Consider the following 19,587-nt stretch of genomic DNA (forward strand, 5'->3'; position numbering starts at 1 on the left):
TGTCCGAAGGGCGGATGAGGGGCGCGGATGTCCCTTCTCCCCTTGTGGGAGAAGGTGGCCGAGCGAAGCTCGGTCGGATGAGGGGTGTTCCAGCTTGACGAATGCCCCTCTTCGGTCGCCTTCGGCGACACCGCCCGGGGGCGAGCCACCGGTCTCGCCCCGTCCTTCGGACCCCACAAGGGGAGAAGGGAGCGTCGGCGCGTCTCACGCATTCCACAGGCCCTTCTTCTTCAGCTCCTCGATCTCGCGCATTGCGCGGTCGCGTAGGCGGGTGTCACGGATCATCTTGGTCACTGCGGCGTCGTCTGACTTGTCGGAATAGCGGAACTCCGAGTCGGCGTAGCGGTTGACCTCCTGCATGACCATGTCCATCGAGAACGGGCCGCGCAGTTCCTCGATCATCGCCTTCTTGTCGTCGTAGCTCTTGTGCATGAAGACTTCAGGATTCTCGAACCATTCGTCCGGCAACTCGATGTCCATGGCGCGCATCTTGATCGCATCGGTGACGTTCTTGATGGCGCGGCCGGTGAAGCGCGGCTCGGCCTCCTTGATCATGTGCAGATAGGTGCCGATGTCGGCCATCGACTTCGGCGCGCCGTTCTCCTTCATGTAGCGCTCATAGACCTTCATCAGCCCGTCTTCCCTGGGCTTCTCGTGCTCTTCATAGGCCTCCATCACCGCGCGCTGGATTTCTTGGGCGGCATAGAGCTTGTGGTCGCCGAGCGGGATCTTGTGGTTTTTCCCCGCGAGCAGCACGAAGATGTCGATATAGTCGTCGCGCGTTTGTGGTCCATCGACCAGCCAGCGAGCGCCGGCGCGCTGGCGCAGCGCGTCGTCGACGTTTTCGGGATAGTTGGAGAACATGCCGAAGGAGCAGTTGCCGCGCACCACCGTGGCCGCACCCCCGAATGCGTCCATCAGGACGCCGGTGATTTCCTGCTGGCCGGCCGAGGCGCGATCGTCGGAGCGGCGGGCCGCCACCTGGTCGATATCGTCGATGGTGCCGAAGCCGATGACGCGCGGGTTCAGCACATTGTTGATGAACTGGCGGCAGTTCTGGCCCGACTTGCCCTGGTAGGAGGAGATCTGGTCGACGCCGAAATTCTCGTAGGCGAAGGGATAGCCGGCGACCTGGCAGTAGCCGTTGACGAGACCGGCGATCATCTGGATCAGCGTCGTCTTGCCGGTGCCGGGCGCGCCGTCGCCGATGAAGGTGAACAGGAAGCCGCCGAGCTCGACGAACGGGTTCAACTCGCGCTCGAAATCGTATGCCATCAGCATCTTGGCGAGCTTGACCGACTGGTATTTGGCGATGTGGTTGCCGACGACCTCTTCCGGCTTCTTGAAGGTCATCACCAGCGGCTTCGACCGCTTGCCCGGCGCGACGTCGAAGCCGTCGAGGGTGAAGTCGTCGACGTCGATGCGGATATGCGCATTCTCAAACGGACCGATGCCGTCGAAGCGGCCCTTTCGCGCCAAAAGTCCGTCGATGACGACACGGGCGAAGGCGCGCGCCCGGGTCATCAGCTCGGCGTCGTCCTTCGCGCCTGCTATCGCGCTGTCGAGGCCGGCCACGATCGATTTCACCGCGTCCTGCGGCGTGTCGAACAAAAAGTCCGGCTCGGGCGTGTCGTTCGGCGCCTCGCCGTCGCTGTCGATCAGCTGGAACAGATAGGAGGCGAGGCTGAAGGCCGAAATATAGGCCGAGGCCGACAGCAGCTTCTTGAAGGCGGCGGCCTCGTCGCCTTCGAGCGGCGCGCGGGCGTTTTTCGCCTTCAGGCTCTCGAGATCTGAGCCTTCGGCGAAGACATCTGATATGGCCAGTGCGATCGCCAGCCCGCGCCGGGTGCGATAAAGCAGCATGTGCTGTGCAATGCTCAGCAGCTGGTCGTCGGGATGGACGGCGGCGACGGTCTTGGAAAGCTCGACCTCGCGCGTGCGGCGCACCGAGCCGACCGAGACGGTCGAGACGAAGCGGCGGTTGGTGCCGGCCAGTGCGGTACCGGATTCCCGCGACGGGTCCTCCAGCACGACGATGCGGGTGATGAAGCTCTGCGCGGTGGCGCGGTGCTTTTCGATTGCCGCTTCCGAAATCGTGGTCAGGCCGGTGTCCATGAAGGATGCTCCGCGGTTTGACTGTCAGACGTCACTGATGACCTGTCCTTTGGACAGGATGTGGACCTTGTAGCCGGAAAAGATCTTCTGCGCCTCGCCGGCGGCGTAGAGCGCCTGATAGGCCTCATGCGGGATCAGCGCGTGCTTCTCGTAGCTCGACACGCCTTGTCGCGCCGCCTCCAGATCGTCGGTGTCGATGAAGAATTCCTGCGTCGCCTTCTCGCTCGAAAACAACCCCTTGCGACCTGGCTTTTCGGATTTCGAATAAACCTCCTGGATGGTCCAGGTCAGCAGCCAGGCGTTTTCCGGCTTGCGCACCTTGTCCAGAATGTCGGTCACCGTCGAATTGTTGTCGGTGATCCCGGCCGAATAGAAAGGCCCGAGCACGACGCGGCGCAGCTGCTTGGGGTGGAGTTGCTCGAAATCCTTGTCGAGGTTGACCGCGATCGTAGCCGGCGACAGCGTATAGGCGGAGTTCTTCTCGGTGAAGTCGTCGAAGCGGTGGGCAAGCTCGGGATTGAGCAGTCCTTCAACCGGAAGCGGAATGTCGACCTTTTCGTTGAGCTTGCCATTGCGGTCGACAAGCTGCCCGATCATCTCTTCGGAGGAATCCTCGACCGTCACCATGTAGACCAGCGGCAGGTTCGCGCTGCCGTCGAAGGCTGCCCAATGGACCAGGTAGTAAGGCCGCATGGTCTTCGGATTGACCGAGACTTTTGCCGTCTGCGCCAAGGTGAACGGCCCGAAGGTCGTCTCGCTCCTGACGCCTTCCAGATAAAGCCGCTCGGCCATCGACTTCTGCAGCGCCTCGGGGAATTCCTTGTGGCGCAGGATGAAGTCGGCCATTTCCTCGCGCAACTCGTCGGCCAGCGGTATGTTGGCGAGACGCGTATCGGCCTGGCGGCGGTCGTTTTCAAGTTCGAGCACGTTCTGGAAGACCGGAAAGCCGCTTTCGGCGCGCGAGATGCGGAATGTCTCCATGAAGCCCAGCCGGTTGCGCCAGCAGGAAAACGAGTTGTCGAGCCGCGCAATGTATTCGGCGACGATCTTGGCGACGATGCCGTGCCGGTAGAGCGGCGAGCGATCGTCGCGCATGAACACTTCGAGGCCGCTGAGTGCCGCGGTAATCGCCGAGAAATACCGCGTTGCCGCTTCGTTTTCGGGGGTCATGCAACCAGCCCTTGGGAGATATGCAGCAATTACGACTGCACGTAGTTTGCCGCATTGTGCTTTTTCAGCACGTCGTCGAAGCGGCGGGCAAAGGCATCGTCGGCCAGCTTCTTGCGGCGCTGGATGTCGGCGGTCGCCACCATGTTCTTCTCGTGCATTTCGAGGAGATCGCCAATGTGCTTCTGCGAGGCCGCGCCGATGCCAGCCATGGTTTCCTCGGCGGTGTTGTCGACCTGGCTGCCCAGCGTGTTGATCTTGTGGGCGACGTCCTGCTGGGCGGCGGTCTTCAGCGAATCTTCCAGGGCCTTGTAGAGCACGATGCGCTGCTCGGTATCGATGGTCAGCTTGTTGATCAGCGTCGACTGCGCCGCGATCTGGTTGTTGAGCGAATCGACGAAGGTCTGGAACATCGAGGTGTAGCGCTCCAGCGTCTGGCTTTCGGCCAGCAGTTCCTGCTCCTTGGCCTGCTTCTCGTTGTACTCGGTTGCCAGTTTCGAACGCTCGCCCTCAAGCTCGGTGCGCTCCTTCTGGCTGGTCGAGGCGGCGATCTTGTTCTCGATGTCGAGCAGCATCGGATTGAGCTCCTCGATGCGCTTTTGCACGGTCTCGAGATTCGACATGGTTGCCTTGCGGCGCTCGATCACCTGCGACAGGCTGGCCTCGGAGGTCTTGTAACGCTGGTCGAGGATCTGCTTCTGCGCCTTGAGGATGCCGACGATGGTGTCGGATTTCGCCAGAAGCTCCTGCAGATTGCCGGCCAGCGACATGTTGCGGACGCGGTCGGTGCGCATGCGTTGCTTGCTCTGGTCGGAAAATATGCCGACGAAGCTTTCCCAGCCGGTGTAGTTCTTCATGCTCTCGAATTCGGCGCCGAAGACGTTTGTGGCGTCCTCCAGCCCGATGATCAGGTCGGCGATGTTGCCTTCCATCACCTTCTGCTGCTTCAGCACATCCTCGATGCGGGCGTTCTCGAGGTCGAAATTGGCGTCGCCGATCTTCTTGTCGGTCCTGGCGAGCGTGTCGAGCACGGCGCCGGACTGCTCGATCTTGGTGCGCATGTCCTGCACGACCTGATTGGTCTTGGCAATTTCGGCATCGAAATTCTGCAATGTCGCCATAGGAGCCTCCCGCTTCGGCAATTGTTCGTGTCGCGAACGCCGCGAATATATGTATGGCAAGGGGGGAAGGAAAGGCGGAAGATTAGGGCTGATAGGGCGCCGAAAAAGTAAAATAAAAGAAAGCCCGTCTCGGGCCTGCCTTCAACCGCTGGTGATTGGCGAAAGCCGAAGCGACATCCGATCTCCCCCCTTGCGGGGGAGATGTCCGGCAGGACAGAGGGGGGTGGGAAGGATCGCCCAACGTCTGCTTCAGCCAATTCCAACTGAAATCAGCCTGAGGGCCTGGCTGCGATTGATTGACAGCCCGGAGGGACAGCACCCCCCTCTGCCCTACCGGGCATCTCCCCCGCAAGGGGGGAGATCGGCAGCTTCGCCGACGGCGCTTACCATGCCGCCCTTTTAAGCCGAGTTGTCCCGACGCGGGGAGGGGGCGTCCCGACGTTCCACCGGAAAAGCGCTTGGCCACCGGAAAAGCGCCTGGCCACCGGAAAAGTGCCTGGCCACCAGAAAAGCGCCTGCAGCAGCAGGCGGCCTGTCGCTGGTCGGCCAGCCCGCGCCGTTGCTGGCAATTGTCTTATCGCTTGAAACCGCACCAGAATGGTGTTTGGCTGACGAAACAAGGCGGAGACAAAACCGCAATTTCGCTTCGCCGACAGATCACAATGGGAGAATACAGATGTCGCGTATGAAACTACTCGCCGCCGGCTTCGGTCTGGCGGCATTTCTTTCGGCGAGCGGTGCACTCGCCGCCGAGCCGGAAAGCTGCAAGCCGGTGCGTTTTGCCGATGTCGGCTGGACCGACATCACCGCCACCACCGCTACCGCCAGCGTCATCCTCGAAGCGCTCGGCTACGAGCCCGACGTGCAGGTGCTGTCGGTTCCGGTCACCTACACCTCGCTGAAGAACAAGGACGTCGACGTCTTCCTCGGCAATTGGATGCCGACCATGGAAGCCGACATAAAACCCTATCTCGAAGACAAGTCGGTCGAGACGGTCGTGACCAACCTGGAAGGCGCGAAATATACGCTCGCCGTTCCACAGCACACCTATGATGCCGGTCTGAAGGATTTCGCCGATATCGCCAAATTCAAGGACAAGCTCGACGGCAAGATTTACGGCATCGAAGCCGGCAATGACGGCAACCGCCTGATCCTCGACATGATCGCCGCCGACAAGTTCGGCCTGAAGGATTTCGAGCTTGTCGAAAGCTCCGAGGCCGGCATGCTGTCGGCGGTGCAGAAAGCGGCCGCATCGGGCGAAGACGTGGTCTTCCTCGGCTGGGAGCCGCATCCGATGAACGCCAACATCAAGATGGCCTATCTGTCGGGTGGCGACGAGGTGTTCGGCCCGAATTTCGGCGGCGCGACCGTCGCCACCAATGTCCGGGCCGGCTACACCACCGAATGCCCGAACGTCGGCGCGCTGCTCAAGAACATGGTGTTCTCGCTCAAGATGGAAAACGAGATCATGGGTGCGATCCTCAATGACGGCGCCGACCCGAAAGCCGCGGCCACCGAATGGCTCAAGGCCAATCCGGACGCGATGACGCCATGGCTCGCCGGCGTGACGACCTTCGACGGCGGCGACGCCGCGGCCGCGGTGAAAACCGCACTGGGTTCGTAGCAAACTTACACCTCCCCCGTGTGGGGAGGTTCGGCGCGGCACGCGCCGCGGTTGGGATGGTTCGGAACGGAGCATAACCGTGACCATCCCACCCCGCTCGGCTGCGCGGTTCGACCCATCCCGCCGGGGGGAGGGTGAAAAAAGAATGAGGGGACATTTGGCATGGATCCGGTTTCGCAACTGATTTCGAGCTTCAAGATCCCGATCGGGCGGTGGGGCAAGACCTTCTTCGACTTTCTGACCACCAATTTCGAGTGGTTTTTCGACAGTATCGCCGACGGGCTCACCGTCGTTCTCGACGGGCTCGTCGATCTTTTGCTGCTCGTCCCCCCGGTCCTCCTGGTCGCCGCCATAGCCGGGCTTGCCTGGTACCTGCAGAAATCATGGAAGCTGGCGCTTGCTGTCGCGCTCGGCCTGCTCTTCATCGTCAACCAGGATCTCTGGCAGGAAACCGTCGAGACGCTGGTGTTGGTCGTGGGCGCCGCTGCGGCCTCGATGGCCATCGGCGTGCCGATCGGCATCTGGGCGGCGCATAACGAGCGCGGCTATCGCTATCTCCAGCCGGTCCTGGACCTAATGCAGACCATGCCGACCTTCGTCTACCTGATCCCGGTGCTCATTCTGTTCGGCCTCGGCATCGCTCCCGGCCTCATCGTCACCGTCATCTTCGCCGCTCCCGCGCCGATCCGCCTGACGCATCTCGGCATCACCTCGGTGCCGAAACCGATGATCGAGGCCGGCGAAGCCTTCGGCGCGACGAAACGCCAGCTGCTGTGGAAAGTCGAGCTGCCGGCGGCGCTGCCGACCATCATGGCGGGGCTGACGCAGTGCATCATGCTCTGCCTCTCCATGGTCGTGATCGCTGCGCTCATCGGCGCCAACGGCCTTGGCAAGCCGGTGGTGCGCGCGCTGAACTCGGTCAACATCCCGCTCGGCCTCGAAGCCGGCCTCGCCATCGTCGTGCTCGCCATCATCCTCGACCGCATCAGCCGCATCGGCACGGGAGCCGCCAAATGAGCGCTGCGGTCGATTTCAAGAATGTCGACATCGTCTTCGGCGCGGCGCGCAAGGAAGCGCTGGCGCTCGTCGACAGGGGCGCGACGCGTCAGGAAATCCTGGAGAAGACCGGCGCCGTGCTCGGCTGCGCCGGTGCCAATTTGACCGTCAACGAGGGCGAGATTTCCGTCCTGATGGGCCTCTCCGGCTCCGGCAAATCGACGCTGCTGCGCGCCGTCAACCTGCTCAACGTGCCGGCGCGCGGCAACGTCATGGTCAAGGACGGCGACCGCATGGTCGATGTCGCAACCTGCGACGCCGCCACGCTGCGCCACATCAGACAGACGCGGGTCGCCATGGTGTTTCAGCAGTTCGGCCTTCTGCCCTGGCGCACCGTCGCGGAAAATGTCGGCTTTGGGCTCGAGCTTTCCGGCGTGCCCGAAGCCGAGCGCAAGGCGCGCGTCGACCGCCAGTTGAAGCTCGTCGGGCTCGACCAGTGGGCGTCGAAATACGCCCACGAGCTTTCCGGCGGCATGCAGCAGCGCGTCGGGCTGGCGCGCGCGTTTGCCACCGAAGCGCCGATCCTGCTGATGGACGAGCCGTTCTCGGCGCTCGACCCGCTGATCCGGACCAAGCTGCAGGACGAATTGCTGCAGCTTCAGGCCGAGCTGAAGAAGACCATCGTCTTCGTCAGCCACGATCTCGAGGAGGCGCTGAAGATCGGCAGCCACATCACCATCATGGAAGGCGGGCGCATCGTGCAGACCGGGGCGCCGGAAGACATCGTGCTGCGCCCCGCCAACGACTATGTCCGCGACTTCATCGCCAATGTGAATCCGCTCTCGGTGCTGACCGCCTGGAACGTGATGCGCGACCGCCGCGACCTCGACCACGGCGAGGACGGCTGGGTGTGGCTCGACCGCCGCAAGACGACGCGTTTCAAGATCGACGAGCACGGGCTGGTGGCAGCGGCCGAGCGCGACGGCAAGCCGGCGTTCTGGGTGTCGTGCGCCGATGTCGAGGCGCAGCCGGAGGAGACGACGCAGGTATTCTGGGCCAATCCCGGCACCTCGCTGAAGACGGTGATGCTGGCCATGCACCGCTCGCAGACCGCACCGGTGGCGCTGTTCGACGACCAGTCGCGCTTCGTCGGCGCCATCGGCATCAGGGACGTGCTGAGCGCGGTATTGCGGCGGTAGCTATTTCTAAACGAAACGGCCCGTATCGTTTCTTCGCGGTCTCTGCGCGGCTTAGCGGCGGTCCCACATAAGGTACGGACTTGTGAACGGCGGCGCCCCGCCAGGAAGGCGGTTTGCGGGCGGTTCAAAATGGACGATTGCTTTCGTCCATGTCAGAATAAAAGCGAAATTCTTGCGCGCAGTTGCCGGTTCCGATGCCTGAGATCGTCACCAAACCCCGCACCAAGACGAAGCCGAAGATCGAACGGCCGAAGCTCTACAAGGTCATCCTCCTCAATGACGATTTCACGCCGCGCGAGTTCGTGGTGACGGTGCTCAAGGGCGAGTTCAAGCTGAGCGAGGACCAGGCTCGGCGGGTGATGATCACCGCGCACCAGCGCGGCGTCTGCGTCGTCGCCGTCTTCACCAGGGACGTCGCCGAGACCAAGGCGACACGGGCGACCGATGCCGGCAAGGCCAAGGGCTACCCGCTGATGTTCACGACGGAACCGGAGGAGTAGCGCCGGCTTCCCCTTCTCCCCTTGCGGGAGAAGGGGATTGGCGCGCAGCGCCAAGACGGTTGAGGGGGCACGAGGGGATGCGGCAATTGACAACTGCTCATCGCCGAGGCACGGTTCGCAGCGCTGCGTAGGGCGCATCGGTGTAACGTCGAAAGGGCTATGCCCGCCTATACTGGACCACAGTTGCGCCGATGCCGAATCTCGAAAACCTCAAAAAGCAGGCCAAGCAATATTTGCGGTGGCACCGCGAACGGTACTATCCGGTCGCAGCCGAGATCAGGGCTGCGTTGCCACGCTTCCAGCATCTCGATGACAATCAGGTACTGGAAGCAAATTTCAAGCTCAGCGACGCGCAGGAACTGATCGCGCGTCAATTGGGGTTCGAGGGATGGCAGGCGCTCAAGACAGGAGCCCCAGCCATGACAGTTCAGAAAAAACAGACCGTGCCTGCACCCGTTCTGCGTTCGACCTCAGCGCAGTTGTTCGTCACCGACATCAAAGCGTCGTTCGAATTCTTCACCACCAAGCTCGGCTTCGGAGTCGACTTTGTTTACGGCGACCCGGCATTTTACGGACAGGTGACGCGTGACAATGCGCAACTCGCGCTGAGGTTGGTTTGCGAACCTGTGTTCGTTGGCGATATACGGCAACGTGAACACCTGCTCTCCGCCGGGATCACAGTCGATACTGCAGACGAGATTAAACAGCTCTTTCTGAATTTTCAGGCCGCAGGGGTGCCCTTTCACCAAGTCCTCAGGAAAGAACCCTGGGGTGCCAGAAACTTCATTGTTATGGATCCAGACGGAAATCTCATTTTGTTTGCTGGCCCGGGCGACTGAGCCGTCTGCGTCGTCGCCGTCTTCACAAGGGACGTCGCCGAGGCCAAGGCGACTCGGGCGACCGATGCCGGCAAGGCCAAGGGCTATCCGCTGATGTTCACGACGGAACCGGAGGAGTAGCGCCCGCTTTCCCTTCTCCCCCTGTGGGAGAAGGTGGATTGGCGCGCAGCGCCAAGACGGTTGAGGGGTGTTGGACGGAATGAGGCGTTGGTGATTTTGCCGATGTATACGAGAGTTTGCGTCAAGCTGGAGCACCCCTCATCCGACCGAGCTTCGCTCGGCCACCTTCTCCCACAAGGGGAGAAGGAAAGGCGCGTCGCTAACGCCCCTCTCGGTACCACATCGAGCCCAATGCCAGAAGCAGCAGGCCGAGGCCGAGGAACCCGCCGAACAGCGGCACGCGCGAGACGGCCTTCAGCACGCTGTCGTCGGTGGTGCGCAGGCCGATCCAGTCGTTGCCGGCCGCCGCGCCCGTGGAGCGGACCGGGACGACCGACGGCAGCGTCACGCCGCCGGCGAGATTGCCAAGGGTCGACGATTGCGCCAGCCGGCGCACGCTGCCGCCGGTGGCCTCGGCCGGCGCTCTCAGCCGGTTCTCGGTGGAGACGACGTCGGTGAATTCCGGTGCGTTGACCGGGCCGACATGGGCAAGCGCTTTCAGGTCGCCATTGCCGACCTGATAGAGGCCGATCTCGCTCGTCTCGATGCTGCCCAGGAAAACGCCGGGTTCAGCTCTCTCGAGCTTGACGGTCATCGCCTTGCCGGACGGGGTGATGATTTGCGCCGGGCCGGGATCGTCGCTCATCGTCTGGCGGCGGATTTCCAGCATCATGCCGCGGCCGTCGGCAGTCAGCCGCTCCTCCTCGAGTTCGGGCTCCTTCATCAGCCAGTGGGCGATGCGGCGATAGAGCTGGACATGCGGGCCGCCGCCCTCGAAGCCGCGCGCCCACAACCAGCCCTGGTCGGATAAAAACATGCCGACGCGGCCTTCACCCTTGCGGTCGAGCAGCAGCAGCGGACGGTCGTCGGCGCCCTTCATCACCGCCTCGCCCCCGGGGTTCTCGACGCCGATGGTGCGGAACCAGCGGCTCCAGTGCGGCGGCTCGGTGGCGGAGCCGTCAAGCCCGCGCGTCACCGGATGGCGCTGGCCGAGCTCGGTAAGGCGCGGATAAAAGGCCTTTTCGACGACTTCGCCGGTCGGCATCGCCGGCAGCGCCGACATCAAAGGCGTGCGGGCGATGGAACTTTCGCCGGCATATTCGGGTCCTGCCGCGATCAGCAGCGCGCCGCCCTTTTCAACATATTCGGCGATGTAGTCGTAATAGAGGACCGGCAGCACGTCGCGGTGCTGGTAGCGGTCGAAGATGATCAGGTCGAAATCCTTGATCTTCTCGACGAACAGTTCGCGTGTCGGGAAGGCGATCAGCGACAATTCGTTGATCGGCGTGCCGTCCTGCTTTTCCGGCGGCCGCAGAATGGTGAAGTGGACCAGATCGACCGAGGCGTCGGATTTCAGAAGGTTGCGCCAGGTGCGTTCGCCGGCATGCGGTTCGCCGGAAACCAGCAGCACGCGCAAATTCTCGCGGATGCCGTCGATCAGCGCGATGGCGCGGTTGTTGGTGTCGGTGAGTTCGTCGGGCTCGGGATCGATGGCGAGCTCGACGATGTTGCGGCCGGCGCCGGGAATGGTCACCTGCAGCGGCATGGCCTGGCCGATGGTGGCGCGCTCGACCGAAACCTGCTCGCCATTGACCGAGACGCGCACATCGACCGAGCCCGCCTCGTTGTTGGTGCCGATGACGCGATAGGTCATTTCGAGCGGCTTGCCGACCAGACCGAAGCGCGGCGCATTCTCGAAGCGGATGCGGCGATCCTTTTCCTGGTCGTTGCCGGTGATCAGCGCGTGCAGCGGGGCGTTGAAGTCGGGCGTGCCGCCCGGGACGTCATGCACCTCGCCGTCGGTGATCATGATGGCGCCGCCGATGCGCGAAGGCGGCACGTCGCGGAAAGCGCTCTCAAGCGCCCCGAAAAGCCGCGTTTCGGTGCGCTCCTCGGCGGCTTCCGACTTGCCGGCCTCGACGACGCGGACGTCGAACTGCTTGAAGCGGCCGAGACGCTGCTGAAGCCCTGCCAGCGCCTCGTCGGTCTGCCTGGTGCGCTCGCCAATGTCCTGGCTCTGGCTGCGGTCGACGACGACGGCGACGACGCTTTTCAGCGCCTCGCGCTCTTCGTCGAGCAACACCGGGTTGAGCAGGGCCGCAGTCAGCGCCAGCAGGGCGGCAAAACGGAAGACCGCGCCGCGCTGGCGGAACCACAGGCCGACCAATGCCAGCAGCAACAGCGGCGCCAGCACCAGGCCGAGCAGCGGCCAGGAGATGAGCGGTTCGAAGGCGAGCGACAAGTTCATGGCTTACTGCCCCAGCCGTTCGAGCAGCACCGGCACATGCACCTGATCGGATTTGTAGTTGCCGGTCAGCATGTACATCATGATGTTGACGCCGGCGCGCAGCGCATAAATGCGCTGCATCGGATCCGACGGCACGGTCGGCAAAAGCGGGTCGCCATTCTCGTCGACCGCCCAGGCGCCGGCGAAATCATTGGCGGTGATCATGATCGGCGAGACGCCGTCGCCGGTGCGTACCGGGCGGTTCTCGGTGTTGCTGGCTTCGAGCGACGCCGCGACCCAGAGCGGGCCACCGGCGAAGCGTCCGGGAAACTCAGGCAGGATGTAAAAGGATTTGGTCAGCACATGGTCCGACGGCACCGGCTCCAGCGCCGGCACGTTGAGGTTGCCGAGGATGTCGCGCAGCCGCTCCGTCGCCGGGCTGGCCTGCTCCGCGCCGATGCCGGTGGCGAACTGGTCGCGCGTGTCGAACAGCACCGTGCCGCCCTGCTGCATATAGGCGTCGATGCGGGCGATCGCGGCCTGGCTCGGCATCGGCGCGGCAGGATCGATCGGCCAGTAGATCAGCGGATAGAAGGCAAGCTGGTCCTTCGAGATATCGACGCTGGCCGGTGCCCCCGGCTCGAGCGCGGTCTTCTCGATCAGGAAGCGGGTCAGGCCCTCCAGCCCGGCCTGGCTGATCGAATCGACGCTCCGGTCGCCGGTCTGCACATAGCCGATCCGGGTTTTCGAAATGTCCTCGATCGCCCGCTCATCACCGGGTTTGGCATCGTCGGCGCGGGCGATGTCGGTGTGGCCGACCAGGGCGCCGAGCGTAATCAGCAGGGCGGCGGTGGTTGCGGCGGCCGTGCCGGCGCGGCGCGGCCGGCGCGATAACAGGCCGCCCATCCAGAACACCGCCAGCGTATCAAGGACCATCAGCAGGAGAGCTGCCGCCACCAGCGGGCCCTTCAAATTGTGCGATTCGTCGAAAGCGTACTGGACGGTGGTGACCGGCACGGTGATCTGAGGACGGACCAGCGGCGCCAAGCGGCTTTCGGCATTGAGCAGATTGTGAGCGATGACGCCGGTGTCGGAGCCATACAGGCCGGGCGGATTCTCGAACGTCACCGGCAGCGGGCCGGCACTCGGCACCAGCGGCCGTGCATCCGGCGTCGGCGGCACCAGCGTGCCATCGGCTGATATCATGCGGTAGGGCGCCAGCGAGGCGGCGGCGGCTTCGGCATTGGCGACAGCCGCACCCTGGTTGCGCGACAATTGCACCATGCGGCGCAGCATCTCGACGAAGCTGCCGGAGATCGGCAGGTTCGACCAAGTCGCCTCCGGCGTGACATGGAACAGGACGAGCGTGCCTTTGCCCTTCTTCATACCGGTCACCAGCGGCGTGCCGTCGGCAAGCGTCGCCCAGCTGCGCTCGACGATATCGGGCGTCGGCTCGGCCAGCACCTGCCTGGTGACGGTGACCTCGGCCGGCGGAGCAAGATCGGCGAAGGGGCCGGTCTTCGGAAAATCGGTGACCGGCTGCGGCGTCGTCCACGACAGCGCGCCGCCGAGCGAGCGCTCGCCGGTGCGCAGCCTGACCGGCAGCAGGTCGTCGTCATTGCCGGCGGCGACCAGCCGCGAGCCGGCGAATCGCACCAGCGTGCCGCCATTGTCGACCCAGTCGACCAGCCTTTGCCGCACCGGCTGCGGAATGGTGCCGACATCGGCCATGACGATCATCGCCGGCTTCTGGTCGAGGAGCTGCGGGATGGCGTCGGCAAGGTCGGCGCTCGACGGCTCGGCCAGATCGGCGAAGGGCTGCAGCGCGCGGCGGATGTAGTACAGCGGCGACAGAAGCGGCTGCGCCTGGTCGGCTTCGGCCTGCGACAGCAGTCCGACGCGGCGGCGCTTGGAACTCTCGTCGAGCACGCGGACGGCACCGGCCTGCCGTTGACCGTCGAGCGCGATCGAGGCGAAGTCGTTGCGCAGCTCGAAGGGCACCGCCATCGTGCCGGTGGCGGTGGATTCGCCCGGCGAGAAGGTCAGCGTGGCGTCGGCGATGCGGCGGCCCTTGTCGTCGAAGGCGCCGGCGGTCACCTGAGCCGGCGCCGGATCGCCCGGCGCGCGGATGGCGGTCAGCTCGAAGCCGTCCACCTGGTTGTCGGCGCCAGTCAGGCCGATCAGGCCAGGCCGGTCGGAGGCGGCCCAGACGACACGGGCGGCGTTCTTCGACAGAAGCGTGTTGAAGGCGGCCTCGTCGCCTTCCGCCGCCAGACCGTCGGCGAGCACGGCGACGCTGGCGCCCGGCAAGCTCTCCAGGGTTGTCGCGACGCGGGCATAGACGGCCGGGCGGTCGGTCGGGATCGGCCGCGGCTTTGCCGCGCGCAGCCGGTCGAGCGCGGTGGCGGCGTCGAACGGGCCGATCTCGGCATTCGGTTTTTCGGCGGTGAAGGCGATGATGACAGGCACGTCGTTGGAGCTGGCATCGGTGATCAGCCGTTCGGCAGTGGCGACGCGCTGGCCCCAGTCGGCGGCACTTGCCCAGTCATTGTCGATGACCAGCGCAAGAGCGGTGCCCTCGGCCGGCAGTCTTTCGCGCGGGTTGAAGACAGGTTCGGCCAGCGCCGCAACGATAAGGGCCGCCATCAGCAGCCTGAGCAGCGTCAGCCACCACGGGCTCTGTTGCGGCGTCTCCTCGCGCTTCAGCACGCGGGCCAGGATCTTCAGCGGCGGGAAGACCTCGGTCTGCGGCTTGGGCGGGGTGAACCGCAAAAGCCACCAGATCACCGGCAGGGCCAGAAGGCCCCACAGCACCATCGGCGCCCCGAAGGAGAGCGGCAGCCAGCTCATGCGCGGATCCTCCCGGCTGAGCTGCCATCGACGGTCATCGCCATGTGGACACGCACCAGCGCATCGGAGGCGAGGCGATCGGTGTGGTTGACGGTAAAGCTCCAGCCGAGGCGCTTGCACCAGTCGGTCAGTTCCTGGCGGCGGGCGATGTAAAGCAGTCGGTAGTCGTCGCCCAGTGTTTCGGCGCGGCCCGCGGTCAGCTTGTCGCCGGTCTCGGGATCGGTGAATTCGGTGCGGCCGGCATAGGGGAATCTCTCCTCGGCCGGGTCGGCGACCTCGATCAGATGGGCACGCACGCCGTGGCGGGCGAGCACGTCAAGCCAGGCGATGGTGTCCTCGACCGGATCGAGGAAGTCGCTGACGATGACGATGTCGCAGAAGCGGCGGATAGCGGACAGGTCGGGTTTTGCCGGCAATTCGCCGGCAAGGGTGAGTTGTGCTGTGATCCGCTCGGCGCCGTTGCGGGCGGTGAACGGATCGGTCAGCCCGGGCCAGGCGATGCGCTCGCCGCTACGCGACAGAAGCTCGGCCATGGCCAGCGCCAGCACCAGCGCGCGGGACTCCTTCGAGACGGTGGCGCCGGTCGATTTGTAGAGCATGGAAGGCGAGGGATCTGCCCACAGCCACACCGTATGGGCGGCCTCCCATTCGCGGTCTCGCACATAGATGTGGTCGTCGCGGGCCGAGCGGCGCCAGTCGATACGCGAGGAGTCGCCCTCGACATAGGGCCGGAACTGCCAGAAATTCTCGCCGATGCCGCGCTTGCGGCGGCCGTGCCAGCCGGCGATCACCGTATTGACGATGCGACGCGCCTCGACCAGCAGGTCCGGCACCAGCGAAGCCCGCAACCGGCCGCGGGCGAGCGCGTCACGCGTCGCCGCCGGTGCCTGGGCCTCGCCTATACGCGCCATCAGATGCCTTTTGCCAGTTTCGCCACCACGTCGCGCACGGTCGTGCCCTCGGCACGGGCGGCAAAGGTCAGCGCCATGCGGTGCTGCAGCACCGGCTCGGCCAGCGCTCTGATGTCGTCGATCGACGGCGCCAGCCGTCCGTCATAAAGGGCGCGGGCGCGGGCGCACAGTGTCAGCGACTGGCTGGCGCGCGGGCCCGGGCCCCAGGCGACGTGCTTGTCGGTCTCGGCATTGCCCTGGCCGGGGCGCGCCGAGCGCACCAACTGGAGGATCGCCTCGACGACGCTTTCCGGCACCGGCATGCGGCGAATGAGGGTCTGGATCTCCTTCAGCCGCGCCGGCTGCAGCACGTTCTGCGCCTTGGCGTCCTCAATGCCGGTGGTCTCCAGGAGGATGCGGCGCTCCGCCTCGATTTCCGGATAGAGGATGTCGACCTGCATCAGGAAACGGTCAAGCTGCGCCTCGGGCAGCGGATAGGTGCCCTCCTGCTCCAGCGGATTCTGCGTCGCCAGCACGTGGAAGGGCGCCGGCAGGTCGTGGCGGACACCGGCAATGGTGACGTGGTATTCCTGCATCGACTGCAGCAGCGCCGACTGGGTGCGCGGCGAGGCGCGGTTGATCTCGTCGGCCATCAGCAGTTGCGCGAAGATCGGCCCGGAGATGAAGCGGAACGAGCGCTTGCCGAATTCGTCCTGCTCCATCACCTCGGAGCCGAGAATATCGGACGGCATCAGGTCGGGCGTGAACTGGATGCGGCGGGAATCGAGGCCGAGCACGATGCCCAGCGTCTCGACCAGCTTGGTCTTGGCGAGGCCGGGTACGCCGACCAGCAGCGCATGGCCGCCTGCGAGCAGCGCCACCAGCGTGCGTTCGACGACGCTTTCCTGGCCGAAGATGACGCGGCCGACGCCCTCGCGAACCCTGGAAATGTCGGCCAGCGCCGTCTCGGCCAGGGCGATCATGTCCTCTTCGCTGATCGGGCTTTCCTTGATCATCACGCTCATGCAGCATCGATCCTTCTCGTTGGAAATACCGGCTTGCAGCTTCGACGCCACAGAGTGCCGCGATTCGGCCTCGCGTGGCGCCCGTCTTTGAACTTAAATCACTGACTTAGGCTGACAAGCGGAACAACAGTGACTATTTCGTGACCATGACAGAACGCGCCGAAGATCGTGAAGGAAGTTTGACGACCGCGACCGCGGCGCTCGGACTGGAGGCGCTGATCTCGCGTGCCGCCCGCGCGGGCAAAGGGCCGGCGCCGGTGGAGCGTTGGAATCCGGCCTTTTGCGGCGATCTCGACATGGAGATCAGGCAGGACGGCACCTGGTTCTACCAGGGCACGCCGATCGGCCGCATGCCGCTGGTGCAGCTGTTTTCCTCCGTGCTGCGCAAGGACGAAGACGGCAGGACCTACCTGGTTACGCCGGTGGAAAGGGTCGCCATCCGCGTCGTCGATGCGCCGTTCATCGCCGTCGAGATGGATGTTTGCGGCACCGGCGATGGCCAGGTCATCACCTTTCGTACCAATGTCGGCGATGTGGTCGAGGCCGGGCCGGAGCATCCGCTGCGCTTTGTCGACGAGGAGGCAACCGGCGGCCTGAAACCCTATGTGCTGGTGCGCGGGCGGCTTGAGGCGCTGCTGGCGCGGCCGGTCATGTATGAATTGGTCGAGCATGGCGAGGAGATCGAGGTCGGCGGCCGAAGGATGTTTGCCGTCCGCTCGAAGGGTGCGGTCTATCCGATCATGCCGGCGGAAAAGCTGCAGCGGCTGAGCGCATGAGAGGGCGACGCCAAATGGACCGGGGCCAAATGGACCAGGGCCAAATGAACCGGGGCATGATGGACCAGGTGACGCGATGGACCAGGTGACACTATGGACCAAGTGACGCCGGCGCCGTTTTCGGCCGAGGATTTTCGCGCCCGCGTCGCGGCGCAGCCGCTGGCGCATGCCGCCGACGATTATGGTGACCATCGCTTCAACCCGGGACATCCGCGTTTGAAGCTCGCAAAGGCGCTGCGCGATGCCGCCGTGCTGATCCCGGTGGTCGATCACGGGCGCGACGCAACGCTTCTGCTGACCAAGCGGGCGGAAAAGCTGCGCAACCATTCGGGGCAGGTGGCCTTTCCCGGAGGCACGATCGATCCTACCGACCCGAGCCCGGAGGCGGCGGCATTGCGCGAGACATTCGAGGAGATCGGGCTTGGCCAGGATCGGGTCGAGATCATCGGCCGCATGCCCGATTACGTCTCCGGCAGCGGCTACCGGATCGCCCCGGTGCTCGGAATAGTGCGGCCGGACTTTTCGCTGACGCTGAATTCCGAGGAGGTCGACGCCGCCTTCGAAGTGCCGCTGCGCTTTCTGATGGACCCGGCCAACCACGGCCGCGACAGCCGCATGTGGAACGATCTCGAATGGGTCTTCTACGAAATGCCCTATGACGGACAACACATCTGGGGCGTCACGGCGGGCATCATCCGCACGCTCTATGAAAGGCTCTATACGTGAGCGGCCGGGAGTCGCTCGCGGGCAAAGCCGACTGGCTCGAGGAACGGCATTTGCAGCGCTTGCTTGCGGCGCTCGCGGATGGCGGCGAGGAGGCGCGCGTCGCCGGCGGTGCGGTGCGCAATGCGCTCATCGGCCAGCCGGTTGCCGACATCGATATCGCCACCACGACCGTGCCTGACGAGACCATCCGCCGCGCCGAGGCGGCAGGCTTCAAGGCCGTGCCGACCGGCATCGAGCACGGCACCGTCACGATTGTCGCCGGCGGCAAGCCGTTCGAGGTGACCACGCTGCGCGCCGACATCGAAACCGACGGTCGGCGGGCAAAAGTGTCGTTCGGACGCGACTGGAAAGCCGATGCGGAACGGCGCGATTTCACCATCAACGCGCTCTATGCCGAGGCCGACGGCACGATCGTCGACCTGGTCGGCGGCATTGCCGATATCGAGGCGCGCCGGCTGCGCTTCATCGGCGATCCGGAGGCGCGCATCCGCGAGGATTATCTGCGCATCCTGCGCTTTTTCCGCTTCTTCGCCTGGTATGGCGACGGCCGGCCGGATGCCGAAGGGCTGAAGGCTTGCGCCCGGCTCAAGGAGGGGCTTGGCCAACTCTCGGTCGAGCGCGTCTGGTCCGAACTGAAGAAGCTGCTGTCGGCCCCCGATCCATCGCGTGCCTTGCTGTGGATGCGCCAGGCGGGCGTGCTCACCAGCGTTCTGCCGGAGAGCGAGAAATGGGGCATCGATGCGATCCATGCGCTGACCAGGGCCGAGAAGGATCTCGGCTGGGCGCCGGACCCGCTGCTCAGGCTGGAAGCGATCGTGCCACCGGACGCAGCGCGGATGAAGACGCTCGCCGAGCGGTTGAGGTTCTCCGTCAGCGACGCCGGTCGCCTCAGGCAGTGGGCGCTGACAGCGCCCGTCGGGCCGAAGACGACCGAAGCGGAACTCGCAAAACGGCTCTATCGCGGCGATCGTCAGGGCCTTGTCGATCGCTTGCGGCTGTCGCTCGCTTCCGCTCGAGCCCGCGCCGTCGAGGACAACGACGCGCTGCTCGAAGCCGGCGGCTTCTCGCGGCTGCTGGCCTTTGCCGAAAAATGGAAAAAGCCCGGCTTTCCGCTCAAGGGCGCCGATCTGACGAGGCTTGGCGCGTCGCCCGGGCCAAAACTCGGCGCAACCTTGAAGAACCTCGAAAACGAGTGGATCGAGTCCGGCTTTGCGCTGGATCGCGGCGCACTTCTCGAGCGCGCCGCAGAAGCACTCGAAAGTTAGAGACCGTTTGGAAACTCTACTCTGGCGGCCATCTGATGGCGTTTTCTGCGCTTCCGGTGCTCACGGACCCAAATGTCCGCTGCGCTCCGGGTTCTCGAAGCCACCACC

General features: G+C 64.6%; 15 protein-coding genes and 1 pseudogene. 9 read left to right on the forward strand and 7 right to left on the reverse strand.

The features are described from left to right. Window positions 1–204: 204 nt before the first annotated feature. Genes AC0L2R_RS07455 through AC0L2R_RS07465 form a run of 3 tightly spaced genes read right to left on the reverse strand, consistent with a single transcriptional unit; the run spans window position 205 to window position 4,403 of the window. Window positions 205–2,115 (reverse strand): AAA family ATPase, encoded by a 1,911-nt coding sequence (locus AC0L2R_RS07455; RefSeq protein ID WP_473508298.1) that lies wholly within the window; start codon window positions 2,113–2,115, stop codon window positions 205–207. A gap of 24 nt (window positions 2,116–2,139) precedes the next feature. After that, a complete protein-coding gene (locus tag AC0L2R_RS07460; RefSeq protein WP_473508299.1) occupies window positions 2,140–3,285 on the reverse strand; it encodes a hypothetical protein in 1,146 nt (381 codons plus the stop codon). Between the two features lie 29 nt (window positions 3,286–3,314). Next, window positions 3,315–4,403 carry a hypothetical protein gene (locus tag AC0L2R_RS07465; protein WP_287068528.1) on the reverse strand — a complete coding sequence of 363 codons (1,089 nt, stop codon included), beginning with the start codon at window positions 4,401–4,403 and terminating at the stop codon, window positions 3,315–3,317. 676 nt (window positions 4,404–5,079) lie between these two features. On the opposite strand from AC0L2R_RS07465, the gene AC0L2R_RS07470 reads away from it, so the two are divergent. From AC0L2R_RS07470 to clpS (AC0L2R_RS07495), 6 genes and pseudogenes are all read left to right on the forward strand, one after another. Further along, a complete protein-coding gene (locus tag AC0L2R_RS07470; RefSeq protein ID WP_023799957.1) occupies window positions 5,080–6,027 on the forward strand; it encodes a choline ABC transporter substrate-binding protein in 948 nt (315 codons plus the stop codon). A gap of 162 nt (window positions 6,028–6,189) precedes the next feature. Further along, the gene (gene choW / locus AC0L2R_RS07475) at window positions 6,190–7,044 is read left to right on the forward strand and encodes a choline ABC transporter permease subunit (protein ID WP_023799956.1); all 855 of its coding nucleotides are present in this window, start codon (window positions 6,190–6,192) and stop codon (window positions 7,042–7,044) included. Then, on the forward strand, window positions 7,041–8,222 hold the full coding sequence (gene choV, locus AC0L2R_RS07480; protein WP_023799955.1) for a choline ABC transporter ATP-binding protein: 1,182 nt from the start codon (window positions 7,041–7,043) through the stop codon (window positions 8,220–8,222). The genes choW and choV overlap by 4 nt, the downstream gene beginning before the upstream one ends. Window positions 8,223–8,416: 194 nt before the next feature. Then, window positions 8,417–8,722 (forward strand): ATP-dependent Clp protease adapter ClpS, encoded by a 306-nt coding sequence (clpS, locus tag AC0L2R_RS07485; protein WP_023799954.1) that lies wholly within the window; start codon window positions 8,417–8,419, stop codon window positions 8,720–8,722. 191 nt (window positions 8,723–8,913) lie between these two features. Continuing rightward, the gene (locus tag AC0L2R_RS07490) at window positions 8,914–9,561 is read left to right on the forward strand and encodes a VOC family protein (RefSeq protein ID WP_473508300.1); all 648 of its coding nucleotides are present in this window, start codon (window positions 8,914–8,916) and stop codon (window positions 9,559–9,561) included. A 3-nt stretch (window positions 9,562–9,564) separates the two neighbouring features. Further along, a pseudogene (gene clpS, locus AC0L2R_RS07495) lies at window positions 9,565–9,681 on the forward strand (ATP-dependent Clp protease adaptor ClpS); the annotation flags it as partial. A gap of 199 nt (window positions 9,682–9,880) precedes the next feature. On the opposite strand, the gene AC0L2R_RS07500 reads toward clpS (AC0L2R_RS07495), so the two are convergent. Genes AC0L2R_RS07500 through AC0L2R_RS07515 form a run of 4 tightly spaced genes read right to left on the reverse strand, consistent with a single transcriptional unit; the run spans window position 9,881 to window position 16,712 of the window. After that, window positions 9,881–11,968 carry a hypothetical protein gene (locus tag AC0L2R_RS07500; RefSeq protein ID WP_473508301.1) on the reverse strand — a complete coding sequence of 696 codons (2,088 nt, stop codon included), beginning with the start codon at window positions 11,966–11,968 and terminating at the stop codon, window positions 9,881–9,883. A gap of 3 nt (window positions 11,969–11,971) precedes the next feature. Further along, entirely contained in the window at window positions 11,972–14,797 is a 2,826-nt protein-coding gene (locus AC0L2R_RS07505; protein ID WP_473508302.1) for a DUF4159 domain-containing protein, read from the reverse strand. Next, a complete protein-coding gene (locus AC0L2R_RS07510) occupies window positions 14,794–15,708 on the reverse strand; it encodes a DUF58 domain-containing protein (RefSeq protein ID WP_473508303.1) in 915 nt (304 codons plus the stop codon). The genes AC0L2R_RS07505 and AC0L2R_RS07510 overlap by 4 nt, the downstream gene beginning before the upstream one ends. Further along, entirely contained in the window at window positions 15,708–16,712 is a 1,005-nt protein-coding gene (locus tag AC0L2R_RS07515) for an AAA family ATPase (RefSeq protein ID WP_473494947.1), read from the reverse strand. The genes AC0L2R_RS07510 and AC0L2R_RS07515 overlap by 1 nt, the downstream gene beginning before the upstream one ends. Before the next feature lie 146 nt (window positions 16,713–16,858). Here AC0L2R_RS07515 and AC0L2R_RS07520 point away from each other — a divergent pair, with 146 nt between their 5' ends. The 3 genes from AC0L2R_RS07520 to AC0L2R_RS07530 all read left to right on the forward strand — a co-directional run bounded on the left by AC0L2R_RS07520 (window position 16,859) and on the right by AC0L2R_RS07530 (window position 19,479). After that, on the forward strand, window positions 16,859–17,488 hold the full coding sequence (locus AC0L2R_RS07520; RefSeq protein WP_473508372.1) for a DUF1285 domain-containing protein: 630 nt from the start codon (window positions 16,859–16,861) through the stop codon (window positions 17,486–17,488). Between the two features lie 93 nt (window positions 17,489–17,581). Beyond that, complete coding sequence (locus AC0L2R_RS07525) at window positions 17,582–18,214, forward strand: CoA pyrophosphatase (RefSeq protein WP_091598462.1); 633 nt, start codon at window positions 17,582–17,584, stop codon at window positions 18,212–18,214. Next, window positions 18,211–19,479: a CCA tRNA nucleotidyltransferase gene (locus tag AC0L2R_RS07530; RefSeq protein WP_473508304.1), complete on the forward strand. Its 1,269-nt coding sequence runs from the start codon at window positions 18,211–18,213 to the stop codon at window positions 19,477–19,479. The genes AC0L2R_RS07525 and AC0L2R_RS07530 overlap by 4 nt, the downstream gene beginning before the upstream one ends. Window positions 19,480–19,587: the final 108 nt, after the last annotated feature.

The organism is Mesorhizobium sp. WSM4820 (genome assembly GCF_055811075.1).